This is a genomic window from Myxococcus sp. CA023 (genome assembly GCF_010998615.1).
In the GTDB taxonomy this organism is placed as follows: Bacteria; Myxococcota; Myxococcia; order Myxococcales; family Myxococcaceae; genus Myxococcus.
Genome location: NZ_JAAEAH010000038.1, coordinates 43,893 through 70,797, shown reverse-complemented (window position 1 = coordinate 70,797; position 26,905 = coordinate 43,893). Strand labels below are relative to the sequence as shown.

The 26,905-nt window shown below is 68.9% G+C and carries 18 protein-coding genes; 2 read left to right on the top strand and 16 right to left on the bottom strand.

Features of this window, described 5'->3' with window-relative positions; genetic code table 11:
- Window positions 1–10: 10 nt before the first annotated feature.
- The 3 genes from F8M74_RS18240 to F8M74_RS18230 are packed head-to-tail and all read right to left on the bottom strand — an operon-like array spanning window position 11 to window position 2,406.
- Window positions 11–793, bottom strand: coding sequence for an enoyl-CoA hydratase/isomerase family protein (locus F8M74_RS18240; RefSeq protein ID WP_141254398.1), 783 nt, complete (start codon window positions 791–793; stop codon window positions 11–13).
- Between the two features lie 2 nt (window positions 794–795).
- Complete coding sequence (locus F8M74_RS18235) at window positions 796–1,008, bottom strand: biotin/lipoyl-binding carrier protein (protein ID WP_011555548.1); 213 nt, start codon at window positions 1,006–1,008, stop codon at window positions 796–798.
- A 45-nt stretch (window positions 1,009–1,053) separates the two neighbouring features.
- Window positions 1,054–2,406 carry an acetyl/propionyl/methylcrotonyl-CoA carboxylase subunit alpha gene (locus F8M74_RS18230; RefSeq protein ID WP_140794629.1) on the bottom strand — a complete coding sequence of 451 codons (1,353 nt, stop codon included), beginning with the start codon at window positions 2,404–2,406 and terminating at the stop codon, window positions 1,054–1,056.
- Window positions 2,407–2,543: 137 nt separating this feature from the next.
- Here F8M74_RS18230 and F8M74_RS18225 point away from each other — a divergent pair, with 137 nt between their 5' ends.
- Entirely contained in the window at window positions 2,544–2,933 is a 390-nt protein-coding gene (locus F8M74_RS18225; RefSeq protein WP_141254397.1) for a hypothetical protein, read from the top strand.
- A 21-nt stretch (window positions 2,934–2,954) separates the two neighbouring features.
- Here F8M74_RS18225 and ftsZ read toward each other — a convergent pair whose 3' ends face one another.
- The 4 genes from ftsZ to F8M74_RS18205 all read right to left on the bottom strand — a co-directional run bounded on the left by ftsZ (window position 2,955) and on the right by F8M74_RS18205 (window position 13,422).
- Complete coding sequence (ftsZ, locus tag F8M74_RS18220; RefSeq protein ID WP_141254396.1) at window positions 2,955–4,172, bottom strand: cell division protein FtsZ; 1,218 nt, start codon at window positions 4,170–4,172, stop codon at window positions 2,955–2,957.
- A gap of 333 nt (window positions 4,173–4,505) precedes the next feature.
- Window positions 4,506–10,955 (bottom strand): Ig-like domain-containing protein, encoded by a 6,450-nt coding sequence (locus tag F8M74_RS18215; RefSeq protein ID WP_228559412.1) that lies wholly within the window; start codon window positions 10,953–10,955, stop codon window positions 4,506–4,508.
- 333 nt (window positions 10,956–11,288) lie between these two features.
- A complete protein-coding gene (ftsA, locus tag F8M74_RS18210; RefSeq protein ID WP_011555553.1) occupies window positions 11,289–12,521 on the bottom strand; it encodes a cell division protein FtsA in 1,233 nt (410 codons plus the stop codon).
- Window positions 12,522–12,567: 46 nt separating this feature from the next.
- Window positions 12,568–13,422 carry a cell division protein FtsQ/DivIB gene (locus F8M74_RS18205; RefSeq protein ID WP_171410319.1) on the bottom strand — a complete coding sequence of 285 codons (855 nt, stop codon included), beginning with the start codon at window positions 13,420–13,422 and terminating at the stop codon, window positions 12,568–12,570.
- Window positions 13,423–13,965: 543 nt separating this feature from the next.
- Between F8M74_RS18205 and F8M74_RS18200 the strand changes: the two genes are divergently transcribed.
- Window positions 13,966–15,591: a hypothetical protein gene (locus F8M74_RS18200; protein ID WP_228559414.1), complete on the top strand. Its 1,626-nt coding sequence runs from the start codon at window positions 13,966–13,968 to the stop codon at window positions 15,589–15,591.
- A gap of 123 nt (window positions 15,592–15,714) precedes the next feature.
- Here F8M74_RS18200 and F8M74_RS18195 read toward each other — a convergent pair whose 3' ends face one another.
- Genes F8M74_RS18195 through F8M74_RS18155 form a run of 9 tightly spaced genes read right to left on the bottom strand, consistent with a single transcriptional unit; the run spans window position 15,715 to window position 26,876 of the window.
- The gene (locus tag F8M74_RS18195) at window positions 15,715–16,671 is read right to left on the bottom strand and encodes a D-alanine--D-alanine ligase (protein WP_141254393.1); all 957 of its coding nucleotides are present in this window, start codon (window positions 16,669–16,671) and stop codon (window positions 15,715–15,717) included.
- Window positions 16,668–17,600 carry a UDP-N-acetylmuramate dehydrogenase gene (gene murB, locus F8M74_RS18190; RefSeq protein WP_141254392.1) on the bottom strand — a complete coding sequence of 311 codons (933 nt, stop codon included), beginning with the start codon at window positions 17,598–17,600 and terminating at the stop codon, window positions 16,668–16,670. The genes F8M74_RS18195 and murB overlap by 4 nt, the downstream gene beginning before the upstream one ends.
- Window positions 17,601–17,604: 4 nt before the next feature.
- Window positions 17,605–19,023: a UDP-N-acetylmuramate--L-alanine ligase gene (gene murC, locus F8M74_RS18185; RefSeq protein WP_141254391.1), complete on the bottom strand. Its 1,419-nt coding sequence runs from the start codon at window positions 19,021–19,023 to the stop codon at window positions 17,605–17,607.
- On the bottom strand, window positions 19,020–20,171 hold the full coding sequence (murG, locus tag F8M74_RS18180) for an undecaprenyldiphospho-muramoylpentapeptide beta-N-acetylglucosaminyltransferase (RefSeq protein ID WP_140865674.1): 1,152 nt from the start codon (window positions 20,169–20,171) through the stop codon (window positions 19,020–19,022). The genes murC and murG overlap by 4 nt, the downstream gene beginning before the upstream one ends.
- Window positions 20,168–21,334: a putative lipid II flippase FtsW gene (gene ftsW, locus F8M74_RS18175; protein WP_141254390.1), complete on the bottom strand. Its 1,167-nt coding sequence runs from the start codon at window positions 21,332–21,334 to the stop codon at window positions 20,168–20,170. The genes murG and ftsW overlap by 4 nt, the downstream gene beginning before the upstream one ends.
- A 4-nt stretch (window positions 21,335–21,338) precedes the next feature.
- Window positions 21,339–22,706 carry a UDP-N-acetylmuramoyl-L-alanine--D-glutamate ligase gene (murD, locus tag F8M74_RS18170; RefSeq protein WP_141254389.1) on the bottom strand — a complete coding sequence of 456 codons (1,368 nt, stop codon included), beginning with the start codon at window positions 22,704–22,706 and terminating at the stop codon, window positions 21,339–21,341.
- Between the two features lie 19 nt (window positions 22,707–22,725).
- On the bottom strand, window positions 22,726–23,904 hold the full coding sequence (mraY, locus tag F8M74_RS18165; protein WP_090490193.1) for a phospho-N-acetylmuramoyl-pentapeptide-transferase: 1,179 nt from the start codon (window positions 23,902–23,904) through the stop codon (window positions 22,726–22,728).
- Complete coding sequence (gene murF / locus F8M74_RS18160) at window positions 23,904–25,304, bottom strand: UDP-N-acetylmuramoyl-tripeptide--D-alanyl-D-alanine ligase (RefSeq protein ID WP_141254388.1); 1,401 nt, start codon at window positions 25,302–25,304, stop codon at window positions 23,904–23,906. The genes mraY and murF overlap by 1 nt, the downstream gene beginning before the upstream one ends.
- A 48-nt stretch (window positions 25,305–25,352) precedes the next feature.
- Window positions 25,353–26,876: a UDP-N-acetylmuramoyl-L-alanyl-D-glutamate--2,6-diaminopimelate ligase gene (locus F8M74_RS18155; RefSeq protein ID WP_140865686.1), complete on the bottom strand. Its 1,524-nt coding sequence runs from the start codon at window positions 26,874–26,876 to the stop codon at window positions 25,353–25,355.
- Window positions 26,877–26,905: the final 29 nt, after the last annotated feature.

The window sequence follows — 26,905 nt, the reverse complement described above, 5'->3', positions numbered from 1 at the left end:
GCCGCCCTGACTAGCGGCCGGAGAAGCGGGGCGGGCGCTTTTCAAGGAAGGCCGCCCGCCCCTCCTTCGCGTCCTCGCTCCCGAAGGCCGCCGCGCGCAAGCCGCGCAGCCGCGCCCGGTCTGCCTCCTCCAACGGGGCCCGAGCCAGACGCCCGAAGGACTCCTTCATCCCCGACACCGCCAGCGGTGCATGGCTTGCCAGGGTGGCGCACAGCGCCAGCGCGCGCGCCTCCGCGTCCGCCAGGCAGTCATCCAGCAGCCCCCACTCCAGCGCCTCCCGCGCGCTCAGCTTCCGCGCAGCCAGGAAGAGCTGCTTGGCGCGCGCCACGCCCACCAGCCGCGCGGTCCGGGCAAGCCCCTCCGGGGAGTAGACGATGCCCAGGCGCGCGGGGGGCATGAGGAAGACGGCGTTGGGCGTGCCGATGCGGAAGTCGCACGAGGCCGCCAGGTCGAAGCCGGCCCCCACCGCGGGGCCCTCCACCAGCGCCACACTGGGCGCGGGGTGGGACTCCAACTTCAGCAGGCACTCCACCAGCAAGTCATCCGGCAGCCGTCCGTCCGCGCCCGGGGGGCCCAGGTGCGTCAAGTCATAGCCGGAACAGAAAGCCCCGCCCGCGCCGCGCACCAGCAAGGCGCGCACATGCGGGGCGGGCTCCAGCGCCGCGTCCAGCCGCGCCAGAAGGCCGTCATCGAGCGCGTTGCGGCGGGCCGGGTTGGACAGCGTCAACACCCGGACCCCGTCGTCGCGGTCCTCGACGTTCAGCGAAGCGCCTGTCGCGACGACGGGCTCCACTGCTAGCCGAGCACCACGAGGACATCGCCCTCGTTGACCGACTGCGCCTCCTTCACCCGAATCTCCTTCACCGTCCCGCCATCCTCTGCCTCCACGGGCATCTCCATCTTCATGGATTCGAGGATGACGAGCGTGTCGCCCGCGTTGACCTGCTGGCCGACCTGAACCTCAATCTTCCACACCGTGCCGGTGATGTGCGCCGCTACGTCCGCCATGAATCCGTGCCTCCTCAGGGGTGGTTGGGGCTGGAGCGGGCCCCGCTACGCCGGCTTGGCGTGGTGCTCCAGGAAGTGCGTGTCCAGCTCGCCGGCCTGGAAGGCCGCATCCTGCACGATGCGCAGGTGGAGCGGGATGTTCGTCTTGATGCCTTCGATGCGGAACGACTGGAGCGCCGTCACGGAGCGCTCAATCGCCTGCGCCCGTGTCTCACCGGTGACGATGAGCTTGGCAATCATCGGGTCGTAGTTGGGCGTCACGGTGTTGCCCTCGCCGTAGCCCGCGTCCAGCCGGACGCCCTCGCCCGTGGGCGGCTGGAACACCTTCAGCGGCCCGGGAGACGGGAAGAACTTCACCGGGTCCTCGGCGTAGATGCGGAACTCCAGCGCCGCCCCGCGCCGCTTCACGTCCTCCTGCTTCACCGTGAGGCGCTCGCCCGCGGCGATGCGCAGCTGCCAGCCGATGAGGTCCAGCCCCGTGGTCAGCTCCGTCACCGGGTGCTCCACCTGGAGGCGGGCGTTCATCTCGATGAAGTAGACCTCACCGTCCGAGTAAAGGAACTCCACCGTGCCGGCGTTGGCGTAGCCGAAGGCCTTCGCCGCGGCCACCGCGGCCGTGAAGAGCTTCTGCGCCAGCTCCGGGTTGCGTCCGTCCGCGAACAGCACGGAGGGGGCTTCCTCCACCACCTTCTGGTGGCGCCGCTGGATGGAACATTCCCGCTCCAGGCAGTGGATGAGGTGGCCGTGCTGGTCCCCCAGAATCTGGACCTCGATGTGCCGGGGCGCCGGGAAGTAGCGCTCCACGTACACGCCTTCCTTGCCGAAGGCGGCCTTCGCCCGGTCCGTGCACTGGCGGTAGACCTTCTCCATCTCCGCGGGGTTCCTGGCCACCGCCATGCCAATGCCGCCGCCGCCGCTGGCCGCCTTGACGAGCACCGGGTAGCCGATGCGCTCGGCCTCCGCCAGCGCGCTGGCCACGTCGGGCACCACGCCCTCGCTGCCGGGCACCACGGGAACCCCCGCGGCGGACACCAGCTTGCGGGCCTGGCTCTTGTCCTTCATCCGCGCCATGGCCTCCGGCGGCGGTCCCACGAAGATGAGCCCCGCGTCCGCGCAGGCCTGGGCGAACTCGCCGTTCTCCGACAGGAAGCCGTAGCCCGGGTGGATGGCCTGCGCCCCCGTCTGCTTCGCGGCTTCCAGGATGGCGGCGGTGTTGAGGTAGCTGTCCTTGGCCGGGGCGGGGCCGATGCGCACCGCCTCGTCGGCCTCTTTCACGAAGGGCAGCTCGGCGTCCGCGTCCGAATAAACGGCGACCGTCTTGAGCCCCATGCCCCGGGCCACCACGCCGATGCGGCGGGCAATCTCTCCCCGGTTGGCGATGAGCAGCTTCTGGAACATGGCGAAACCCCTGGGGTGCGGGTGCGAAAGGGCGGCGAACCTAACCCTCGCTCCCTCCCAAGACAAGGGTGCGGACGGACGTGCAACAGGTCCCTACAGTCCAGTAAATTTGCGGGTCTACGAGGCGGTGTCGTACCTTGCTCCCCGTGATGCCCCCCTCTTCCTCAAGCCCTGGCGGCGTGGTCAATCTGCACCACGCGCGGCGCGCCAAGCGCCTGGACCTCTACCGTGGCCGGCACACGGACCGCGTGCGCTTCGTGCGTACCACGCTCGAGACTTTGACGCAGAGCGGCACCCTCTTCACCGAGGAGGGCACGCGCCGCGGCCTCTCCCTGCTGAAGGCGCTCCAGTTGCTGCAGCGGGCCCACGCGCGCCTGGAGGAAGTGTCCGGCGACGGCGTGCTGCCCGCGGCCCGGCTCCCGGAGCGCGTGGACGCGCTCTATTCGGAAGTCGACGGCCTCTTCGCCCGCGCGGACACCCTGTCCGCACGCGACGAAGCCAGCGTGGCCCAGCTTCCCGCTCGCTGAGCCCCGCGTCTCCCCTGCCCCTTACGGCAGTTCCGTCTGGCCCTGCCGCCGCAGGAAGGTGGGGATGTCGAACTGGTCCTCGTCCAGCGGCAGCGGCGCATCCTTCACCACCGCGGTGCGGGCGCTCACCGACTTGGCGCTCTCCACGGATAGGGGCCGCGAGCCGCTGCCCTTCGTGGGCACCAGGCTGGCGACTTCCTCACGCGCATTCGCCAGCACGGACGGCGCCGGACGCGACAGCGGCACCTGCACCACCGGCGCCACCGTGCGGACCTTGGGCGCGTCGCGGTGCACGAAGCCCGTGGCGATGATGGTGATCTTCACCTCATCCGAGATGTTCTCGTCGATGAGCGAGCCGAAGATGATCTCCGCCTCGCTGTCGGCGGCGTCGTGCACCAGCGTCAGGGCCTCGTTGACCTCCTGCAGGGTCATGTCGCGGCCACCGGTGATGTTGATGAGCAGGCCCGTGGCGCCGTCGATGGAGACGTCCTCCAGCAGCGGGCTGGCGATGGCCTGCTGCATGGCAATCAGCGCGCGCTTGTCACCGGTCGAGTTGCCCGTACCCATGAGCGCGATGCCCTTGTCGCTCATGATGGTCTTCACGTCGGCGAAGTCGACGTTGATGTAGCCGTGGTACTGGATGAGGTCGCTGATGCCCTGCACGGCGTTCAGCAGGACCTCGTCCGCGCGCTTGAAGGTCTCCAGCAGCGGCATCGGCTCGTTGGAGAGCGACAGCAGGCGCTGGTTCGGAATCGTGATGAGCGTGTCCACCGCGGCCTTGAGCTCCACGATGCCCTGCTCGGCCTGCTTGCGGCGCTTGTTGCCCTCGAAGAGGAAGGGCTTGGTGACGACGCCCACCGTGAGGCAACCCAGGCTCTTGGCGATGTCCGCGATGATGGGCGCGGCGCCCGTGCCGGTGCCGCCGCCCATGCCGGCGGTGACGAACACCATGTCGGCGCCCTCGAGCACCGCGGCAATCTGGTCACGCGACTCCAGGGCGGCCTCGCGGCCCATCTCCGGGTTGGCGCCCGCGCCCAGGCCCTTCGTCAGCGTCTGGCCCAACTGAAGCCGGGTGGGCGCCTTGCTCGCGGCGAGCGCCTGGACATCGGTGTTGGCGGCGATGAAGTCCACCCGGTCGAGCTTGGACAAGATCATCGTATTGACGGCGTTGCAGCCGGCCCCACCCGCCCCGACGACCCGAATCTTGGCGGCCTGCTTGTTCTGATCGAACTGGTCCATGGTGGTCCTCTCGCCCGGAGTCGCACGATGCAGCGCGCGTGCTCCCAACCCCCACAATCATCAGCAAGTCCCACGCTTTGGCAAGTATTCCGCTACGAGCCTGTAGCGGGATGCTGCGCGTCTGAGTCCTGACGCGCACTTACGCAAACGCAAGGACGTACGGGCGTGCGGCGCGGTGGGTGAACTTCGCCCCTTGACTCGCGATACACGGCACTGCTTGGCGGGTGGGGCGCAGTATGCCTCAAAAAACGACGGGTGGCCCCGAAATCTCTTTCGGAGCCACCCTCGCTGAAATCACCCGGTGTGTTTCACCGGGGATTCAGAGCCAGTGGGTCAGCGCGCCTCGCGTTCCACTTCCACCTTCCCCACGCGGAGGATGGTGAACCCCACGCGGCGGTTGTTCTCGCGGCCCTTCGCCGTCTTGTTGGTGTCCACCGGCTTCGTCTCGCCGTAGCCCACCGCCTCCATGCGGCCCTCGGCGATGCCCTCCTTCACCAGGAAGGCGCGCACGTTGTTCGCGCGGCGCTGGGACAGGTCCAGGTTCTTCGCGTCGTTGCCCTGGTCGTCCGTGTGGCCCTCGATGCGGACCAGCTCCACCTGCGGGTTGGCGCGCAGCACCGCGGCCACCTGCTTCAGCAGCGGGAACGAGCGGGCCAGGATGACGTCCTTTCCGGTCGCGAAGTAGACCTTCTCCAGGATGACGATGCGCTCGCCATCCACGAGCACCTTCACCTTGCCCTTGTCGGGGCAGCCGTCCTCGTCCTGGAAGCCGTTGATGGTCTCCGGCTCGTTCGGGCACTTGTCCTCGGTGTCCGGGATGCCGTCCCTATCGTTGTCCGGGTCCGGGCACCCGTCCTCGTCCTGGAAGCCGTCCTTGTCCTCCGGGTCGTTGGGGCAGCGATCATCCGGGTCCATGATGCCGTCGCCATCCGTGTCCACCGGCGGCGGAGGCGGCGCCACATCCGGGCAGCCATCCGTGTCCTCGAAGCCGTTGACCGTCTCCGGCTCGTTCGGGCACGTGTCCGCCGTGTCGGGGATGCCGTCCGCGTCGTTGTCGGGGTCGGGGCAGCCGTCCTCATCCTGGAAGCCATCCTTGTCCTCGGGCTCCGTCGGGCAGGCGTCGTCGATATCCAGGATGCCGTCGCCGTCCGTGTCCACCGGCGCGGCCTGCGTGGGCTCACGGGACGGCTCCGGGCTGTAGCTGAAGCCCGCGAGCAGCCGGAAGCCCGGCGTGCCGTAGCCGCGGGTGAGCCCCGGCCCGCCGCCCACGTGCGCGGAGAATCCGCCCAGCGCGCGGTACTTCAGCGCCGCCAACAGCTCCAGCGGGCGCTCCTCGGTGTCCTGCTGCTCCAGGTTCACCGCGCCCACCAGCGTGGCCGCGAGCGCCAGCGGCACCTCGCGCACCGTGAAGGGCAGCTCGGCACCCACGCCGTAGGACACCGCGTTGCCCAGGTTCAGGTTGCGCAGCTGCTGCTTCTCCCGGAAGTCCATGCCCACGTTGGCGGCCACGCGAAACCGCTCGCCGTATTCGGCCACCAGGCGCGGCTGCACGCCCACGCCCGAGCCCCCGAGGAAGTCGGAGCCGCCGCCCGTGGGCAGCACCACCGGCACCGTCAGGGCCAGGCCGAAGGAGCCCTCCTCCAGGAGGCGGGCCTTGGGCACCAGGCGCAGGTCACCGATGCCACCCGAGCCCACGCCCTGGGCGAAGGACGGGTCCACCATGGGCGCCGCCTGCGAACGCTGGAGCGTCACCGGCAGCAGCACGCCGAGCTCGAAGCGGTCGAAGAGGCCCACCGAGCCCATCAGGTCCACACCCACCTGGCTGCGCACCAGCGCGGTGATGAACCGGCCCGAGCGCGGGTCCATGAAGTTGAGCGGCTTGTCCGCGTAGTTGACGGACACGCCCACGTTCCAACCCAGATGGGAATGCACCTGGGCGCTCTGGACGCCCAGGATGTCCTTCGAGCTCGGCCCCGGCTTGTACTGCTGCACGTCGATGGACTGGGACGCGGACAGCGTGGGCACCTGCGCCACGGCCGGCCGCGACACCATCAGGACCGCCAGCGCCAGCACGGCGGCGGCGGCCACAGGGGCCCCACCGGCCCGCCCCGCCGAGCGGCGGAAGCGGCCCAGCAGGGGCAGCCCGAGCAGCAGCAGCGCCAGCGGAGCGAAGGTGCCCGCCCCGCTCGTGCTGCACCCACGGCCAGAGATGACGAAGTCGTCGTTGCCGTCCAGCGGGTTGGTCCCACCGGAGACTTCCTCGCCGTCGTTCACGCCGCCGCCGTCCGTGTCGGCGTTGTTCGGGTCCGTCTCGCCGTTGTCGAAGGAGCCGTTGCGGTTGGCGTCCTCCGCGCCGTCCAGCAGGCCGTCGCCGTCCGTGTCCGGGTTCAGCGGGTTGGTGGGGTTGGAGCCACGCACCTCCACGCCGTCCGTCAGGCCGTCAGCGTCCGTGTCCGGGTTGTTCGGGTCCGTCTCCGTGGTGTCGACGCGGCCGTCATGGTTGGCGTCTTCCTCGCCGTCCATCAGGCCGTCACCGTCCGAGTCCGGGTTCTTCGGGTCGGTGGTGGTGGTCGGGTCCGCGTCCGGACGGAAGTTGGGCGAGGTGCGGTCCGTGTCCGCCGGAGCGCTCTCCAGCGTCACGCCCATCTCCGTGCCATCCAGGATGCCGTCGTTGTCGCTGTCCGGATCCAACGCGTCGATGAGGCCGTCACCATCCGTGTCGGTGATGCCGTCAATGCCGTCCGGCACGCCGTCGTCGTCGCTGTCCGCGTCGTTGGGGTCCAGGCCCCACGCGATTTCGGTCGCGTCGTCGATGCCGTCGCCGTCGGAGTCGACGTCGTCCGCGGGGTTGAGCGGATCCGTCTCGCCCGGGTCCACCCGGCCGTTGCGGTCGGCGTCCTCGATGCCGTCACGCACGCTGCCGCCGTCCGTGTCGGGGTTGAGCGGGTCCGTCGTCGTGGTCGGGTCGGAGTCCGCCACGAAGCGCGTCATGTCCGTGTCGGCGCCCTGGGGCTCGGCGAGGCCCAGCTCCAGACCGTCCGACAGCAGGTCGCCATCGGTATCCCAGTTGTTCGGGTCCGTCTCGCCATCATCGACGATGCCGTTGTGGTTGGCGTCCTCGTTGCCATCCAGGATGCCGTCATCATCCGAGTCGTCGTCGAGCGGATCCGTCCCCGCGGTATTCACCTCGATGCCGTCCGGCAGTCCGTCGCCGTCCGTGTCGGGGTTGGTCGGGTCGGTGCCCAGCACAACCTCCTCGGCGTCCGTCAGGCCGTCGCCATCCGTGTCGACCGCGACCGACCAGGTGTAGGTGGCCGGCGTGTCGTCCACGTTGCCCGCTGCGTCGATCGCGCGGACGCTCAGCGTGTGGCTGCCTTCCGCCAGGCCCGTGAAGGTGACCGGGTCCGAGCACGGCACGTACGCCGCGCCGTCCAGGCTGCACTCGTACGTCACCGGGGACTCGTCCGAATCGAAGTCGAACGTCGCGGTGCCGGGCGCGTCTGCCAGCGGCGGGCCCGAGATGATGAGGGTGTCCGGCGGCTCCGTGTCCACGATGAACGTGTGCGTCACCGTCGTGCTGGTGTTGCCCGCCTCGTCCTCCGCCGTGACGGACACCGTGTGGGGGCCCTCCGACAGCGTGTCGCCCACGGGGAGCGACCAGTTGCCGGACGGGTCGGCCACCACCGTACCCACCGTGACGCCATCCACCACCACCGTCACCGTGCTGCCCGGCTCCGTCGTACCGGAGTACGTCACCACCGGCACATCGAGCACCGCGCCGTCCGCGGGCGTGGTGATGACCACCACCGGCGACGTCGTATCCACCGTCCACGCGTACGTCGCGGGCGTCGGGTCCACGTTGCCCGCCGCATCCACCGCGCGCACCGCCAGCGTCTGGTCGCCCTCGCTCAAGCCCGTGAACATCTGCGGGTCCGTGCAGGCCGTGAAGGGCGCGCCATTCAGCGAGCACTGGTACGTCACCGGGCTCTCGTTGGAGCTGAAGTCGAACGTCGCGCTGGTGGCGTTCGTCACCGCCGGCGGGCCACTCACGATGGTGGTATCCGGCGCGGTGGCATCCACCGTCCACGTCCGGGTGGCGGGCGTCGGGTCCACATTGCCCGCCGCGTCCACCGCGCGCACCGCCAGGGTGTGCGCACCGTCCGCCAGGCCCGTGAACGTCTGCGGGTCCGTGCAGGCCACGAACGGCGCGCCGTCCAACGAGCACTGGTACGTCACCGGGCTCTCATTCGAGCTGAAGTCGAACGTCGCGCTGCTGGACGTCGTCGTCCCCGAAGGGCCGCTGACAATCGTCGTGTCCGGCGCCGTCGTGTCCACCGTCCACGCATACGTCGCGGGTGTCGGGTCCACGTTGCCCGCCGCATCCACCGCGCGCACCGCCAGCGTCTGGTCGCCCTCGCTCAGCCCCGTGAACATCTGCGGGTCCGTGCAGGCCGTGAAGGGCGCGCCATTCAGCGAGCACTCGTACGTCACCGGGCTCTCGTTGGAGCTGAAGTCGAACGTCGCGATGGTGGCGTTCGTCACCGTCGCCGGGCCGCTCACGATGGTGGTGTCCGGCGCGGTGGCATCCACCGTCCACGTCCGGGTGGCGGGCGTCGAGTCCACATTGCCCGCCGCGTCCACCGCGCGCACCGCCAGGGTGTGCGCACCATCCGCCAGGCCCGTGAACGTCTGCGGGTCCGTGCAGGCCACGAACGGGCCGCCGTCCAGCGAGCACTCGTACGTCACCGGGCTCTCATTCGAGCTGAAGTCGAACGTCGCGCTGTTGGACGTCGTCGTCCCCGAAGGGCCGCTGACAATCGTCGTGTCCGGCGCGATCGTGTCCACCGTCCACGCGTACGTCGCGGGCGTCGGGTCCACGTTGCCCGCCGCATCCCGCGCGCGTACCGCCAGCGTCTGGTCGCCCTCGCTCAGCCCCGTGAACGTCTGCGGGTCCGTGCAGGCTACGAATGGGCCGCCATTCAGCGAGCACTCGTACGTCACCGGGCTCTCGTTGGAGCTGAAGTCAAATGTCGCGCTGGCGGAATCCGTCACCGCCGGCGGTCCACTCACGATGGTGGTATCCGGAGGCGTGGTGTCGGAGACCACGGTGAAGCTATTGGTGTTGCTCAGCACGGACGACACGCCCTGGAGCTGGGCGTAGGCATTCACCGTGTGCGCGCCGACGGACAGATCCGCGGTCGGCGTGAAGCTGAAGTTCCCCAAGGCGTCCGCCGTCGCGCGGCCCACTTCGACGCCATCCACGAAGATGACCACCGTGGAGTTCGCGGGGGCCGTGCCGGTGATGACCGGGCGAACGCCAGTGGTAGAGCCGTTGGCCGGTGTCGTCACCACGGGGGCCGCCACGCTCGCCGGGAAGGCACCCGGCAGGATGGCGACGACACCGGGGTTGCCAGGGGCGGCACCATACGTGAGCCCGTCCGGAGCGCTGGCCGTCGGCTGCGTGCCCGCGGCGCCGCCCGTGACGACCGGCGTGCATCCGACCGTCGCGCCCTGAATCAGCACACGACCACCACCGCCACCGCCACCCGTTCCGTGCTGGTCGTACGTGGTGCTGCCACCAGCGCCACCACGGGCCGTCACCGTATTGGCCGAACAGGCCAAGCCTCCGGTGACGCGCAGGTACACAGTACCGCCAGCGCCAGCGCCGCCCGCGGCGTCATTGCCAGTCCCCTGGGCGTTGACTCCCGCCAACCCGTTCGCCGACACGCGACCGGCCCCCGAGAGCGAGGCCGCGCGGAAGAACACGACACCTCCACCCGCGCTGCCCCCGCCCGCCGCGTCGTCGTTGCCGTGGCCCGCGCCACCACCGCCGCCGAACACCGCATAGGACACCGCATCGAAGGTCAGCGAGACGCCACCGAGACCGCCCACCTCGCGGGCCGCGGGAGCCTCTTCACCCACCCACGTCCGTCCGCCGATGCCGCCCGCACCCGCGTTGCTGCCGCCACCGCCACCCGAGTTGTGGCAGACGCCGCCACCACCGGCGTTCGCGATGTTGCCCCGGCCCGTCGTCCCCGAGGCGGGCGGGTAGTTCCCAGCACCGAAACGGCCGGGCACCAGGCCTTCCCCCTTCTCCGTCCCACCCGGAAAGGCCTGGTCCATGGCCGTGCAGCCGTCTCCGTCACCGTTCCAGGCGAAGCCTCCGCGGAACCCCTGGCCATCCGCGTGGATGGCGCCCACGTTGCTCACCGGCCCCTGTGACAGGAAGGCCAGCACACCGCCCGTCGTCCCATTCCAGGGCTGCGCCACGAGGCTGGCCGCGGCGTTCACCGTCACGCTGGTGTACTCGGGCACCCGAATCGCCTGCGTCCCGACGGCCGCGAAGGCCACCGTGAGCGGCTGCGAGAAGTTGAGCCGCGTCGCCGTGAGGCTCTGAATCCGCGCGAACTCCCAGCGGCCCACCGGGCCCCCCGTCAGGTTGATGGGCGTCTGACTGCCAGACGCGGGCGCCGTGAGCCCCGTGGCCTGGTGCACCATCACCAGGTTCCCCGCCGCGAAGCCCGTGGTCGAGGCCACCGTCACGAAGCTCTGCCCCGCGGGCACCGCGGCCGTCACCCGCGTGTAGCTGTTGATGACAGTGCCGGCGACACCGACGGTCAGCGCGCCGCTGCTCCCGTTCCCCAGGCCAAAGCTGTCCGCCGCGGCCTTCGCCACAGGACCCAGCAGGGCCGCGCACAGCAGCACCAGGGGTGCGATGGCCAAGCCGAGGCGTCCTCGGAAGGCCCGACTAAACAGGGGGACGTAAAAGGTCTTTCGATTCATAAACCTGGGGTCGCTGGGGGGTGTGGCTCCAGCGGCAAATGCCGCACATAGCAATCCGAGAGCCAGCCTCTGTCCAATCTACGACCCTGGAGATTCCGAGGATTTCAGCGCCCGCCTCACGGGGTATCCCGTGCCCCATCCGAACCACGGATCCAGATTCCGGAAACTGGACCGGCTCGGGCACTTCGGAGGGCAACCCACCAGGTCGGCTGACGCGTCAAACCAAGACGCTGACGCGTCAACCGGGACGCAGGGTGTGGCCCACGGCCAACAAAAAAGGGCCCCCCTTTCGGAGAGCCCTTTGGCAACGCGGTGGGCGCTCGGCCCGGCGCGTCAGAAGATTTCCTCGAGCCACTCGCGCATGCGGCCCTTCACCTTCTTGTACACGTTCTCCTCGCGGATGCGGAACATGCGCCGGTCCAGGTGGCGGGCACCGTAGACGACCAGACCCACGCCGGTGGCGTACATGGGGCTCTTCACCACATCCACCAGACCGCCAATGCCACGCGGCATGCCGCGGCGGACGGGCAGGCCCAGGACTTCCTCGGCCAGCTCCGGCATGCCGGCCAGCAGCGTGGAGCCACCCGTAATCACCACGCCCGAGGCCAGCAGGTCCTCGTAGCCGCACTTCTGGATTTCGCGGTGCACGAGCTGGAAGATCTCCTCCACGCGCGGCTCCAGGATTTCACAGAGAATCTGCCGCCCGAGCACGCGGGGATGACGGCCCCCGACGCTGGGCACTTCAATGGTGTCGTCCTTGTTGATGAGCGACGACAGCGCGCAACCGTACTTCTGCTTGATGCGCTCGGCCTCGTGCGCGGGGGTGCGCAGGCCAATAGCGATATCGCTGGTGAGGTTGTTGCCGCCCAGCGCAATCACCGCCGTGTGGACTATGGAGCCGCCGGAGAAGATGGCGATGTCCGTGGTGCCGCCGCCGATGTCGACGAGGCACACGCCCAGCTCCTTCTCGTCCTCGCCCAGCACCGCCTCCGCGCTGGCCAGCGGCTGGAGGACGATGTCGGAGACATTGAGCCCGGTGCGGTTGGCGCACTTGACGATGTTCTGCGCGCTGGACACCGCGCCAGTGACGATATGGACCTTGGCCTCCAGCCGGACGCCCGCCATGCCCAGGGGCTCCTTGATGCCGCCCTGGTCGTCGATGATGAACTCCTGCGGGAGGACGTGGATGACCTCCCGGTCCAGCGGAATCGCCACGGCCTTGGCCGCGTCAATGACCCGGGCGATGTCCGCCTCGCGGACCTCCTTGTCCTTGACGGCGACGATGCCCTGGGAATTGAAGCCCTTGATGTGGCCTCCGGCGATGCCCGTGTAGACGTGGGAAATCTCCGCCCCCGCCATGAGCTCCGCTTCTTCCACCGCGCGGCGGATGGAAGAGACGGTCGCCTCGATGTTCACCACCACGCCCTTGCGCAGACCCTTCGACGGATGCGTACCGATGCCGATGATGTCGATGCCGCTGTCGGTCAGCTCTCCGACGATGGCGCAGATCTTCGTCGTGCCGATGTCGAGGCCGACGATGATCTCCCCCGACTTCTGCTTCGCCATGACAACCCTCCCAGGCCCCCCACTCTCGTGAAAGGGGCGCGTCCTCTTACCGCATCGAAGCCCCGCTCCTCTCGGACGCGGGGCTCGAAATCTTCACCGCCACCCAGCCGGGCCGGGCACGGTTATCCAGGTGAATGATCTCCGCTGCAAGCCCCCTCGCACCCAGTTCGCGCCGGACACGGGCAAGACGCTGCAGCTTGACCTCGGAATCTCCTTCACCCAGGCGCACTTCCTGCCCGGACGCCGTCACCAGCGCCAGGCTCTGCGCCTCCAGGCGGACCTCCGACAACTGTTCGGCCTTCTCGGGTGACAGCCGCGCGTACGCGCTGGCCACCGTCAGCGCCGAACGGAGGCGCTCCCGCGCCGCCGCCGGGTCCGCTACATAACCTTCCCGGTCCAGGCCTGTCACCAGGGGCAAATCCAGTCCGTCCCCGGGCGTCACCCGCTTGAAGGGATCGCCTTCCTCGTCCAGGACGTACAGCTCCCCCAGCACCGCCATGGCCACCGGCACGTGCTCCGTCACCTCCACCGACACGCGGTTGGGGAAACGCCGCGTCACCTCCACCGTGCGCAGCCAGGGGTGCTGGTGCATGGCGCGCTCCAGCGCGTCCACATCCAGCGTCCACAGATTCTGGCCCTTCGTCAGCGCCGCCAGCCGCAGCAACTCCACGCGGGAGGCGCGCTGGAGGCCGGAGAAGGACACCGCCTCCAGTTCGAAGCGCGGCGACGTCAGCGCCCACTCCCGCAGCGCCACCCCACCCCACACCAGCAGTCCGGTGCCCAGGGTCACCCCCAGCACCTTGAGCACCCCTGGCCCGTGCGAACGCACCGCGCCCCGGACCGCCTCTTTCTGCTGGGCGGCGTCCTGACGGCGGCGGTTCTTGGATTTACCGAAGGCCATGGGGAGAAAAGGGTTGACGCATGCTGTGCGCAGATGCGGAGCCACGCCAGTTTTTGGCTACAGGCACGTCGCTGTAGCGGGCGCGTTCGTCCATCGGGTCCGGGGCTGGTTGTTTCTCACGGGGCTCGCGAAAGGCGCAGCGCACATTCCTTCTCCCTCCCCCCGAATTTCAAGGGTGTTCCCCTCGAGTTGAGGGAGCGGGCCTCCTTCCTTGCCGCCGCGCGGGCGCTTCATCTCGGTGGGCCATGGCGTGCTGGAGGCTCGGCCAGGCGCACCAGCGACGCCCCAGCCCCTGCGAAGCACCGTTTTGGATGAACGGCATCGTGAAATGGAATCCTAAATTTCAGGATTTCCGAAATTATCCATGTTTATATGAAAATTGGCGAGAGGCGTCACTGCGGGAAGGGTGTTGGCCGTGTAACCCGCGGGCCATGCAGCCCTTGACGTCACAGCCGGCGGGTTGACCCATCCATCGAGTTGCAAAAGCCATCCACATGCACGTCGTGCACCGTGGGACGCAGCCACGGGCTGCGAGAGGGAAGTATGCAGAAGCTGACCATGACGGCCGTCCTGCTGTGCGGAGCACTGGTGTCAGGGTGCCAAGGCGAAGAGGGGGAGCAACCCGCCCACGAGCAGCCCGGAGTCACCGTCACAGAGGAGGCCATCGCGTCCTCCAGGCAGGCGGTCGTCTCATCGTCGCTGGAAGCGGCGCTCTCGTGCATCGCGACGTACGTGAACACGGGGGCCTGTGACTGGGAGCACTGGAGCGAGATGGAGGATACATGCAGGTTCTACGAGCACCCGGAGCTCGATGACGGCACCTTCCTCGATGAGGTGCAGTCCGGAAACTGCACGGCGGCCAACTGGCCCACGCTGCGCGCGCAGCTCATCGGCGTGAACACGCCGCCCGTCCGCATGCGTGAAAACTGCGACGGCGCCTCCCAGGTGATTCAGGAGACCGAAGCCAGCGGCTGCCACACACTCCCGGAAACCGTCGGCGCATCCTACGTCGACGTGCCTTTCGGGAAGACCGTGACGCTCCATGCCGGAGCGAACTGCACCGGAGACTCCGTCTTCGTCGCTAGCGACACGAACCTCTGCGAGACCTCGTTCGCGAGCGGCGCCAGCGCGAACGACAACGTGCGCTCGTTCCAGATTCAGGGCTTCGCGGCGCGCCCCTCTCCGTTCGACTACGACTGCGCCCCCAACGAGTTGACCTGCGTCAAGAACTTCAACGCCAGGGTGGGCGATGTCAACCAGGCGCACAACGTCAAGGTCGTCCGCGTCTCGCTCGCTGGCAAGACGACGCCCAGTTGGGTGTCCATCCAGAATGCCCTGGACGTCCTGCAAGCCAAGACATCCGTCATGTCTCGAAACCGGCTGCACCTGGGCTTCATCAGGCAGAACGTGACCGTGACCAGGACTACCTGCAGCGCGGTGAAGAACGATGCCGCGCTGCGAGCCGGACATAAATCGAGCGACTTCCTGACCATCTTCGTGCTGCCCAAAGGGGTGTGCCCTTCCTCGAATGCCGGCTCGAACAGGGCCAACCTCATCAGCACCCTGCCCCGGGACTTCATCCACGAGGTCGGGCACGTCCTCGGCCTCGCGCACAGCAGCGTGCTCAACTCCGCGACCGGCAAGATCAACTCGTCCGGCGACGCGAGCTCGTACATGAGCATCTTCGCGTCGGACAACTACAGCCTCGCGCAGCTCCACTGGCTCGGGTGGACGAAGAAGGAGGATCTCTTCAAGGTCAACTCGGCCCTCGACAACACGGGCTTCACCACTGTCACGCTCCGTCCGCTGGACAACAACGAGGACAGCACCAGCCCCCTCCCGCTGGGGGCAGTCTGGGAGATTCCCCTTAGTGGCAAGCCGGATGAGAAGCCTCAGCAGTTGTTCATCTCGGTACCGAAGCGGAAGACCAATGGGACGAACCAGATTGAGGGCGGCACGGTGTTCGTGCACCTCGCACCCATCTGCCAAAACTGCACGGGCATGGCCATGCACACGACGCAGTTGGCGAGATTTGGCCCCAGGTCCACCAATGAGCACCGGGCGAACGCCCTCTACATCAAGCCGGTGAGCTTCGAGAGCACCCACGTCCAGGAGAACGGGCAGACCATCGAGGTGTTCACCTCCGTCACGGTGCAAATCCGGAAGTAAAGAGGCCCGCCCGCCCAAAGCGCCGCGGCGTCTTCATCCGCCGCGGCACCTTCCCGAAACCCGGTCGCGGTGCCATGGGCGCGTCTCGCAGGTGAGCGCAACGCTCGCAGTCCCCCAAGACGCTCAGGCCTTGAGACACGCGCCCAGCAGCAGGCGCTCACACAGGGCGGGAAAGTCGATACCGCGCCCCGCGGCAATCTTGGGCAAGAGGCTCGAGGCCGTCATGCCCGGCAGCGTGTTGGTTTCCAGAAGGAACACCTCGCCCCCGTCGGTGACGATGACGTCCGATCGCGAGCCCCCGCTACACCCCAGGGCCTGGTGCGCGGCCAGGCACACCTCGTTCACCCGCGCATACTGATCCGGAGGCAGGGGCGCGGGGAAGAGGTACTGCGTGCCGGTGCCCGCCTTGTACTTCGCGTCATAGTCGTAGAACTCGCGCGCGGCGCGGACCTCGATGACGCCCAGGGCCTCATCGTCCAGCACGCCACCCTGCACTTCGCGTCCCTTGACGAACTGCTCCACCAGCAGGGTGCCCGCGTACTTCGCCGCGTCCGTCACGGCGGCCTCGTAGGCGTCCCGCGTCTTGCAGATGTGCACGCCCACGCTGCTGCCTTCGCGGCTGGGCTTCACCACCACTGGAAACGGGAAGGGCAGGCTGTCCGCCGCCGCCAGCGCCGACGCGGCGTCCCGGAAGGAACGGTATGCGGGCGTGGGGATGCCATGGGCCACGAAGACCTGCTTGGCGTACACCTTGTCCATGCCCAGCGCGGAGGCCAGCACGCCGCTGCCGGTATAAGGAATGAAGAGCGACTCCAGCAGTCCCTGGAGACAGCCGTCCTCGCCATAACGCCCGTGGACGGCCAGCCACGCCACGTCCACCTTCTCCGCCGCCAGGCGCGCGGGCAAATCCCGGCCCACGTCAATCTCCACCACGTCGTAGCCCAGCCCGCGCAGCGCCCCGGAGACGGCCTCACCGGTACGCAGGGACACGTCGCGCTCCGCGGACATTCCGCCCAACAGCACGCCGACACGCTTCTGCTTGAGCTCGTCCTTCGTGAAGGGACCGCGATTCGGAGTCACAGGAAGTCTCCCAGGCGCTTGACTTCGGGTTTCATGTCGACGCCGGACTGCTCGAGCACCCGCTGCTGCATGAGGGTGACGAGTCCCAGCACGTCGCGGGCAGTGGCACCGCCCAGGTTCACAATCCAGTTGGCGTGCAGGGTGGACACCTGCGCGCGCCCCAGCGAGTACCCTTTCAGGCCCGCCAGTTCAATGAGCCGTCCGGCATGGTCGCCCGGCGGGTTGGTGAAGACGCTGCCGAAGTTGGGCTGACTGAGCGGCTGTGTCCGTTTCCGGTAACCCAGGTCAGCGTCCATGACGGCCTTGGAGGCCACCACGTCCCCCTTGCGCAGCGCGAAACGCACCCGGGTGACGACGCCGCCCGGCGGCAATTCGGAGTGACGGTAGGAATGCGGCACCTGCGCCTTCGTCAGCCACCCCACCCCGTCCGCCGTGGCCACTTCCACCGCTTCGATGACGCGGAAGGCCTCGCCGTTCTTGGTGCCGGCGTTCATCGACACCGCGCCGCCCAGCGTGCCGGGGATGCCGGCCAGGAACTCCGCCCCCACCAGCGCGTGGGCCCGCATGATGTTGATGAGGCGGACGATGGCCGCCCCCGCGCCCAGGGTGAGCCGCCCTTCCTCGGGGCCCACGTCGGCCACCTCCGGAAAGAGGTCTCCAGGCAGCTTCAGCGTCAGGCCGGGCACCCCGCCGTCCCCCACCAGCGTGTTGGCGCCGCCGCCCAGAATCGAAACGGGGACACCCTCTTCGCGCGCCAGCTTCAGCAGCGCCACCAGGGCGTCTGGCGAGCGCGGGCGCACCAGGGCTTCCGCGGCGCCGCCGGCCCGGACGCTGGTGAGAGGCGCCAGCGGTTCGCCCGCCTTCACCTCACAGCCGCCCAGCGACTCCACGCGCGCCGCCAGCGCCGTCTTCACGCCCGCTTCCACCATGGCGCTAGTCCTTCGACAGGGGGGTGGTGCGCAGCAGCTCGAGCAACTCCGGCCCCACGTGGGTGATGTCACCCGCGCCCAGCGTCAGCACCAGGTCACCCTCGCGCAGACGCGGCAGCAGCGCCGCCGGCAGGTCGGTGCGCTTCTCCACGAACGTGACGTCGCGGTGGCCGTGGGCGCGGACGGCGTCCGCCAGCGCGTCGCCCGTGGCGCCATTGATGCGCTCCTCACCCGCCGCGTAGACGCTGGTGACGAAGAGCACGTCCGAATCATTGAAGGAGGTGGTGAACTCCTTCATCAGGTCATGCGTGCGCGTGTAGCGGTGCGGCTGGAAGGCCACCACCACCCGGCGTCCGAAGGCTCGCCGCGCGCCAGCCAGCGTGGCCAGCACTTCCGTGGGGTGGTGCCCGTAGTCGTCCACCACGGTGATGCCCTGGGCTTCGCCGCGCACGGTGAAGCGCCGCTGCACGCCGCCGAACTCGGCCAGCGACTCGCGGACCGTCTCCAGCGGGATGTCCATCTCCTCCGCCACGGCGATGACGGCCAGCGCGTTGAATGCGTTGTGCGCGCCCACCATCCGCACGCGGAACTCACCCAGCGACTCCTCCCGGCGGTAGGCGTGGAAGCGCGTGGTGAAGCCGTCCAGTTGGATGTTCTCCAGCCGGTAATCCGCCATGTGCGAGCTGCCGTAGGTGACGAAGCGCTTCTCGATGCGCGGAAGCAGCGCCTGGACGTTGGGGTTGTCCAGGCACAGCACGTTGAGGCCGTAGAACGGCACCCGGTTGCAGAACTCCACGAAGGCGGACTGGAGCGTGTCCAGGTCGCCGTAGTGGTCCATGTGCTCCGGGTCGATGTTAGTGACGATGGCAATGGACGGATGCAGGTGGAGGAAGCTGCCGTCGCTCTCGTCGGCCTCCACCACCATCAGCTCGCTCTTGCCCAGCTTGGCGTTGGAGTCGAGCACGTTCACCTTGCCGCCCACCACCGCCGTCGGGTCCAGCCCCGCCGCGCTCAGCACGGTGGCCACCATGGACGTCGTCGTCGTCTTCCCGTGGCTGCCAGCCACGGCGACCGCGTACTTCAGGCGCATCAACTCCGCGAGCATCTCCGCACGGGGGATGACGGGAATCTTCCGCTGCCGGGCGGCGACCACCTCCGGGTTGTCCTTGCGCACCGCGGAGGAAATCACCACCACGTCCGCCTGGATCAGGTTCTGCGCGCGGTGGCCTTCGAAGAAGGTCGCGCCCATGCGCGCCAGGCGCCGGGTGATGTCGCTCTCGCGCAAGTCGGAGCCGGACACCCGGTAGCCCAGGTTCAGCAGCACCTCGGCGATGCCACTCATGCCGATACCACCGAGCCCCACGAAGTGGACCTGCGCCGCATGGCGCGTCTTGAAGAGGCTGGGGGGCTTGTTACGCGTCACGAATGGCTCCTGGGGGCCTTCTTCTCGGCTTCGATGGGGGTGCGCTCGCGGCCGTTGGGGCCCCACGTCTGGACCATCAGGTCCACGCACACGTCCGCCAGTTCCTTGGCGGCCTCGGGACGGCCCAACAGGCCCGCCTTCTTCTCCATGCTCTTGAGGCGCTCGGGGTGGCTCTTCAGCTCACGCACCGTCTGCGCCAGCTTCTCCCCGGTGAGCTCCGACTCGCGAAACATCAGCGCCGCGCCAGCATCCACCAACGCCCGCGCGTTGACGGCCTGGTGGTCGTCCGTGGCGTGCGGGAAGGGAATCAGGATGCTGGCCTTCTTACAGACGGTCAGCTCCGCGAGGGTCGTCGCGCCGGCGCGACATACGACGAGGTCCGCGCGGGCATAGGCGCTGGACATGTCGTCGATGAACTCCACCACCTCCGCCTGGAAGCCCTTGTCCGCGTAGCCCTTGCGCACCGACTCCAGGTCGTTCTTCCCCGTCTGGTGGACGAAGTGCAGGCTGTCCTTCAGGTCGCCCAGCGAGTCCAGCGCTTCCGTCATCCGCTGGTTGATGCCCCGCGCGCCCAGGCTGCCGCCGAAGACGAGCACGGAGAAGCGCTCGTGCGCGACGTGGCTGCGCAGGTAGTTGTCCATCAGCTTGCGGCGGATGGGGTTGCCGATGAGCTGGACCTTCTTCTCCGGGAAGAAGGCGCGCGCCTCCTCGAAGGCGATGAACACGACGCGCACGATGCGGCCCAGCACCTTGTTGGTGAAGCCGGGCAGCGCGTTCTGCTCCTGGATGGCGGTGGGGATGCCCATCAGCCACGCGGCCAGCACCACCGGCCCGCTGGCGTAGCCACCCACGCCCACCACCACGTCCGGCTTCTGCCGGGCGAGGATGCGAAAGGACTCGATGAAGGCCAGCGGCAGCGCGAAGAGCGCCTTGAGCAGGGACAAGAAGCCCTTGCCCTTGAGGCCCTGCACCTTCACCAACTCCAGCGGATAACCTTCCTTTGGCACCACGCGCGACTCGATGCCGCGCTCGGTGCCCACGAAGACGACCTCGTTGCGGTGATGCCGTGTCACCACCTCTTCCGCCAGGGCGATGCCCGGAAAGAGATGTCCGCCCGTGCCCCCACCCGCGATGAGCACCTTCATCATGCCGCCACCTCCCGCATGTCGGTTCCCACCCGGCTGGGCCTCGCGGCCCCCTGGGTGTTCGCGCTCAACGACAACAGCACTCCAGCCGCACCCATCAACACCACCAGTGACGAACCTCCGTACGACACGAAGGGCAGCGTCAGCCCCTTCGTCGGCAGCAACCCCATGGCCACGCACATGTTGACCGCGGCCTGGAACGCGATGATGGAGCTGATGCCCAGCCCCAGGTACGTTCCGAACGTCTCCCCCGCCGCCAGGCTGGCCCGGACGCCGCGCCACAGCACGACGCCGTACAGCACCACCAGCAGGCCCACGCCAATGAGGCCCGTCTCCTCGGCGATGATGGAGAAGATGAAGTCAGTGTGGGCTTCCGGCAGGAAGAAGAGCTTCTGCCGTCCGTCGCCCAGGCCCAGGCCGACCACGCCGCCCGAACCGATGGACATCAGCGACTCGGCCACCTGGTAGCCCACGTCATGCCGGTGCGCCCACGGGTCCATGAAGGCCAGGATGCGCTTCATGCGGTACGGACTGGAGGCAATGGCCACGTAGGCCATGGGCAACGCCAGCAGCACCATGCCGACCAGATAGCTCAGCTTCGCGCCCGCCGCGAACAGCAGCACGAAGAGCATGAACACCAGCAGCACGCTGCTGCCGAAGTCGGGCTGCATCATACAAAGCAACACCAGGATGCCGCACAGCGCGAGGTGCGGAACGAAGCCCACGGAGAACTTCGCCACCTTCTCCCGCTTCTTCGCCAGCGAGTAGGACAGGTAGACGACCCAGGCGAACTTCGCCACCTCCGCCGGCTGCAGACCAAAGCCCGGCAGGCGGATCCACCGCCGCGCGCCACCCGCCGTGCTGCCGATGCCGGGGATGTTCACCAGCACCAACAGGACGATGGCCGCCAGCAGCAGCGGATAGGCCCAGCGCGCCAGCCGGCGCCAGCCGACCTTCATGGCCACGGCCATGGCGCCCAGCCCCAGGCCCGCGGCGACGAGCTGACGCTTGAGGAAGTAGAGGCTGTCGCCCTGCTTGTCCTGCGCCAGCACCGCGCTGGCCGAGTACACCATCACCAGCCCGAAGCTCACGAGCCCGAGCACCGCGCAAAGCAGCACCGGGTCGAAGCGCACAAGGGAGGAGGACGGAGGAGAAGGGTTCTTCATGCCGTCACAGCGCCTCCACCAGGCGCTTGAACGAATCGCCCCGGTCCTCGAAGTTCTTGAACTGATCGAAGGATGCGCACGCGGGCGACAGCAGCACCTTGTCACCCCGCTCCGCCAACTCCCGCGCCCGCGCCACCGCCTGGGCCAGGGTGCCGCACGCGTGGACCTGCACCGCGCCGGCATAGGCCCGGGCCAGCGTGTCCGCGTCGTCGCCGATGGTGAGCACGCCCTTCACCTTGCCCTGCCCCGCCTCCACCATGGGCGCGTACGGCGCGCCCTTGCCCTTGCCGCCGGCAATCAGCCACACGCCGCTGGAAAACGCGCGCAGCGCCACCAGCACCGAATCCACGTTGGTGGCCTTCGAGTCATTCACCCACTCGACGCCATCCAGCACGCGCACGCTCTCCAGCCGGTGCGGCAGGCCCGGGTAGCCGTCCAGCCCCGCCTGCACTTCGCCCGAAGTGACGCCGCCCAGGCGCGCCAGCAGTGCTGCCGCCATCGCGTTCTGCGCGTTGTGGGCGCCGCGCAGCGCGCGGTTCGTCAGCGTGTAGTGCTCCCCCAGGAAGGCCAGCCGGAAGCCGCCCGGCTCCGCCACGGCCAGGCCCGCCAGCGCCGGGGCGTCCGCCACCGGCTTGCCCGTAAGGCTGAAGCCGTAGACCGGCGCCTTCGCGGCGCGAGCCAGGCCCAGCACGTCCGCGTCGTCCGCGTTGACCACCGCGAAGTCACCGGCCTGCTGCTGCTGGAAGATGCGCGCCTTCGCCTCGCCGTACGCCGCGTGGCTGGGGTACCGGTCGATGTGGTCCGGCGTCAGGTTGAGGATGGCCGCGCCCCGGGGGCGCAGCGTGCGGATGCCCTCCAACTGGTAGCTGGACAGCTCCACCACCAGCGCGTCCCAGTCGTCCGGGGACATGGCCGCCTCGCTGAAGGGCCGGCCCAGGTTTCCACCCACGAAGGTGCGCTTGCCACCGCTGGCGAAGAGCGTGCCCGTGAGCGCCGTGGTGGTGCTCTTGCCGTTGGTGCCGGTGATGCCGAACAGCGGCACGCCGGACAGCAGCCGGCCCGCCAGTTCGACCTCGCCCCACACCGCCACACCCGCCGCGCGCGCGGCCTGGATTTCCGGCAGCGCCAGCGGCACGCCCGGGCTCACCACCACCAGGTCCTGCGACGCGAGCACCCCCGGCGGCGTGGGTCCGGACACCAGCGTGGCACCCAGCGCCTTCACCTCGTGGGCCACCGCGCCCAGCGCGTCCTCGCCACGCGCGTCCAGCGCCGTGACGTCCGCGCCCTGTTGACGCAGCAGGCGCAGCGCGGCCACGCCGCTCTTCGCGAGCCCGAACACCAGCACCTTCTGACCCGACAGCGCCAACGTCATGGCCGTGCCACCTCCGGGTTCAGCGGAGCTTCAGGGACAGGAGCGCCACGCCACCACAGAGGATGGAGACGATCCAGAAACGGACGATGATCTTCGGCTCGGCCATTCCTTTGAGCTCGAAGTGATGGTGCACCGGCGCCATCTTGAAGACGCGCTTGCCCGTCATCTTGAAGGAGGTGACTTGAATCATCACGCTCAGGATTTCGGCGAAGAAGATGCCGTGGATGATGGCGGACACCACCTCGTTCTTGGACAGCATCGCCAGCCCGCCCAGCGCGCCGCCCAGGGCCAGCGAGCCGATGTCGCCCATGAAGACGGAGGCCGGGTAGGTGTTGAACCACAGGAACGAGATGCCCGCGCCGACGATGGCCGCGCAGAACACCGCCAGCTCCGCGCCGCCCGGCACCTGGAGGACGCCCAGGTACTGGTACAGCGGCGTGGCCACCAGCTTCGACACGCCGCCCACCACCTCCGCGTCCGCGATGCTCAGCGTGGTGCCCGCCACGTAGCAGAGCACCGCGAAGGTGATGGCGGACACGATGGTGGGGACGATGGCCAGACCGTCCAGGCCGTCCGTGAGGTTCACCGCGTTGGACGTGCCCACGACGACAATCCACGCGAAGAAGACGTAGAACCAGCCCAGGTCCGGGTTGAACCAGCGCGTGGGGATGAAGGGCAGCGTCAGCTTGGTGTTGATGAGCAGCGTGGGCCCGAAGGAGCCGTCCGGCAGCGTCCACGTCGTCAGCAGACCGAACACGGCGACGAGGAAGAAGAAGGTCTGCAGCACCATCTTCTTGCGCCCGGCCAGGCCCTTGGAGTTGCGCTTGGACAGCTTGAGCCAGTCATCCAGGAAGCCGATGAAGCCGTAGCCCAGCGTCAGCAGCAGCATCACCCAGACGGCGCGGCTCTTCAGGTCCGCGAACAGCAGCGTGCCCGCCGCGATGCACAGCAGGATGAGCGCGCCGCCCATGGTGGGCGTGCCCTTCTTCTTCTGGTGCGAGTCCGGCGTGTCCTCGCGCACGTTGCTCTGCCCGTGCTGCTTCAGCCGCAGCCGGGCGATGAGCTTGGGCCCGATGAGCATGCCCAGGAGGAGCGCGAAGACGCCCGCGGCGATGATGCGGAAGGTGGGGTAGCGCAGGAAGTTGAGAACGCGCCCCGCCTCGGAGTTCTGGATGACCTCGTAGAGGAGGTACAGCACTAGTGGTTTCCTCCGGGGGCGGCCGTGCCCGTCAGGGCGGCCACCACCCGCTCCAGCCGCATGCCGCGGCTGCCCTTCACCAGCACCACGTCACCTTCGCGAAGCCGCGGCGCCAACCACGCCATCAGCGGCTCCACGTCGGTGAAGTGGGCGGCGGATTCACCCATGGAAGCGGCCTCCCACCCCTTCAAGGAGCGGGGACCGAAAAATGCCGCCAGCGCCGCGTGCGAGGGAATCTGGCCACCCAGGCGCGCGTGCTCCTCGAGCTCGCCCGGCCCCAGCTCCAGCATGTCCCCCAGCACCACCACGGCCCGGCCACTCGCGGGCACCAGCGTGCCCAGCGTCTCCAGCGCGGCGCCCATGGAGGCCGGGTTGGCGTTGTAGCAGTCGTCGATGACCGTCACGCCGTGCTGCCCGTCCACCACGTTGAGGCGCCGCGAGTACGGCCGCGCCGACTCCAGGCCGCGCACGCACTCCTCCGGCGTGTAGCCCAGCGCCAGCGCCACCGCGAAGGCCGCCGTCGCGTTCTGCGCGTTGTGTGGCCCCACGAAGTGCAGCCGCACCGGCCACTCGCGGCCCAGGTGCCGCACCGTGGCCACCATGCCCTCGCGGCCCAGCGTCTTCACGTCCGCGAGCCGCACGTCCGCGTGCTCCGCCCGGCCGAACGTCAGCCGCTGCGCTCCGCTGCGCTCCGCCTGCGCGGGGATGAGCGCGTCGTCCACGTTCACCACGATGGTGGTGCCGTGTCCCATCTCCTGGAACAGCTCACCCTCCGCCGCCGCCACGCCCTCGATGCTGCCCAGCCCTTCCAGGTGCTCGGGCTGGACCACCGTGATGACGCCCGCGTCCGGCTGGACGACGCGCGCCAGCCGCTCGATTTCCCCCGGCTGGTTCATCCCCACTTCGATGACCGCCGCGACGTGGCGCGGCTCCAGCCGGAAGAGCGTCAGCGGGACGCCAATCTCGTTGTTGAGGTTGCCCTCGGTCTTCAGCGCCGGCCCGCGCGTGGCCAGGATGGCGCCCACCATCTCCTTGGTGGTCGTCTTCCCGTTGGAGCCACCCACCGCGCACACCGGAATCCGGAAGCGCTGACGGTGGTGCCGTCCCAGCGCGCCCAGGGCACGCAGGGTGTCATCCACTTCATAGAGCGTCAGCCCGTCGGGCAGCGCGGGCAACGGGCGCCCGCGTGCCACCACCGCGCCAGCCGCCCCGCCCTTCGCCGCGGCGTCCACGAAAGCGTGGGCGTCGAAGCGCTCACCCACCAGGGCCACGAAGAGGCACCCGGGGGTGAGTGCCCGCGTGTCGGTACAGACGGTAGCGTAGGCGGCCGGGGCCGGGCCGCCACGCCGGGTCGCCCCGGTCGCCTGCACCACCTCTTCGTCGCTGAAGGAAGCTGCCATGGTGTGAGAGATGGGCGGGCGGGTCGACGGGGCTTGGGAGGCTCGGGCTCAGCCAGCGGTGCGGTTGGCCAGCGCCTTCGCGGCCACCTGCCGGTCGTCGAACACGAGCTTCTCCTCGCCGACCTGCTGGTACGTCTCGTGGCCCTTGCCCGCGATGAGGACGACGTCGTCCGCGGACGCCAGGCTGATGGCCTGCTCGATGGCCGCGCGGCGGTCCGCGTCGACCAGGTAGCCCTTCTCACCGCTCTTCGCCTTGCCGGCGGAGATGCGGCGCAGGCCGCTCTTCTCGATGCCCGCGGTCACCTGCGAGATGATCTCCTCCGGGTCCTCGGTGCGGGGGTTGTCGCTGGTGATGACGGCCAGGTCGGCGCCCTCACCGGCCACCGCGCCCATCAGCGGACGCTTGCCCTTGTCGCGGTCCCCGCCGCAGCCGAACACCGCGATGACGCGGCCCTTGGCCAGCGAGCGCGCCGCCTCGATGGAGCGCTTGAGCGCGTCATCCGTGTGCGCGTAGTCCACCAGCACCGCGGGGGCGCCAGACGGACCGTAGTTCTCCACGCGCTCCATGCGGCCGGCCACCGGCATCATCCGCTCGATGCCTTCCTGCACGTCGCGCCGCGCGAAGCCCGCGCCCAGGCCAATGCCCACCGCCAGGAGGATGTTCTCCAGGTTGTGGGGCCCCAGGAGCTTGCTCTTGAGCGGGATGTCACCAGCGGGCGTCTTCAGCACGCCCTTGATGCCCTGGAGCGAGAAGCTCACGTCGGCCGCGGAAATCTCCCCGGAGCCCTGACGGCTGAACTTCCACGCCATGCGCTTCTGGCCGCGCTGCTCGTTGTAGATGCGGCTGGCGTAGGTGTCGTCGCCGTTCACCACCGCCACGCCCGTGGCGGACAGGTTCTCCGCGAAGAGCTTCCGCTTGGCCTGGAAGTAGTCCTCCATGTCCTTGTGGTAGTCGAGGTGGTCGCGGCTCAGGTTGGAGAAGCCCGCGGCCTTGAAGGTCAGCCCGTGCACGCGCTCCTGCGCGAGCGCATGGCTGGACACCTCCATGATGACCGTCTCCACGCCCGCCTCCACCATCTCCCGGAGGATGCGGTGCAGCTCCAGCGGATCCGGCGTGGTGTTGGCGCACTCCACCGTGCGGCCAGCGAACTTGTAGCCCAGCGTCCCGATGACACCGGTGGACGCGTACGCCGCGGTGCTCATGGCCTCCAGCAGGTAGCTGGTGGTCGTCTTCCCGTTCGTACCGGTGATGCCCAGCAACGTCAGCTGGTCCGCCGGGCGGCCGTAGAAGTTGGCCGCGATGAGTGCCAGCGCCTTGCGAGCGCTGCTCACCTTGAAGAAGGGCACCTGAGAGGACGGCACCGGCTTCTCCGACACCACCGCCACGGCGCCACGGGACACGGCCTCACCGATGAACTGGGCCCCATCCTCCTTTGTGCCAGGAATGGCGACGAACAGGTCTCCCGGCTTCACGCGCCGCGAGTCCTGCGTCACACCGGTGACGTCAACCGCGGAACGGCCGCCCGAGGTCTGCTCGGCACCACATCCTGCGAGGACATCCGTCAGCTTCATCTCTTCCCCTTCACACGCATTGCAAGAGC

Excerpts from the sequence above, each read along its gene's own strand:
- F8M74_RS18155 (WP_140865686.1), bottom strand. The coding sequence starts at position 26,876 with ATGAAGCTGACGGATGTCCTCGCAGGATGTGGTGCCGAGCAGACCTCG.
- F8M74_RS18235 (WP_011555548.1), bottom strand. The coding sequence starts at position 1,008 with ATGGCGGACGTAGCGGCGCACATCACCGGCACGGTGTGGAAGATTGAG.
- F8M74_RS18230 (WP_140794629.1), bottom strand. The coding sequence starts at position 2,406 with ATGTTCCAGAAGCTGCTCATCGCCAACCGGGGAGAGATTGCCCGCCGC.
- ftsA (WP_011555553.1), bottom strand. The coding sequence starts at position 12,521 with ATGGCGAAGCAGAAGTCGGGGGAGATCATCGTCGGCCTCGACATCGGC.
- murB (WP_141254392.1), bottom strand. The coding sequence starts at position 17,600 with ATGGTGGAAGCGGGCGTGAAGACGGCGCTGGCGGCGCGCGTGGAGTCG.
- ftsZ (WP_141254396.1), bottom strand. The coding sequence starts at position 4,172 with ATGGACCAGTTCGATCAGAACAAGCAGGCCGCCAAGATTCGGGTCGTC.
- murF (WP_141254388.1), bottom strand. The coding sequence starts at position 25,304 with ATGGCAGCTTCCTTCAGCGACGAAGAGGTGGTGCAGGCGACCGGGGCG.
- ftsW (WP_141254390.1), bottom strand. The coding sequence starts at position 21,334 with ATGAAGAACCCTTCTCCTCCGTCCTCCTCCCTTGTGCGCTTCGACCCG.
- F8M74_RS18215 (WP_228559412.1), bottom strand. The coding sequence starts at position 10,955 with ATGAATCGAAAGACCTTTTACGTCCCCCTGTTTAGTCGGGCCTTCCGA.
- murD (WP_141254389.1), bottom strand. The coding sequence starts at position 22,706 with ATGACGTTGGCGCTGTCGGGTCAGAAGGTGCTGGTGTTCGGGCTCGCG.
- murG (WP_140865674.1), bottom strand. The coding sequence starts at position 20,171 with ATGATGAAGGTGCTCATCGCGGGTGGGGGCACGGGCGGACATCTCTTT.
- F8M74_RS18205 (WP_171410319.1), bottom strand. The coding sequence starts at position 13,422 with ATGGCCTTCGGTAAATCCAAGAACCGCCGCCGTCAGGACGCCGCCCAG.
- F8M74_RS18200 (WP_228559414.1), top strand. The coding sequence starts at position 13,966 with ATGCAGAAGCTGACCATGACGGCCGTCCTGCTGTGCGGAGCACTGGTG.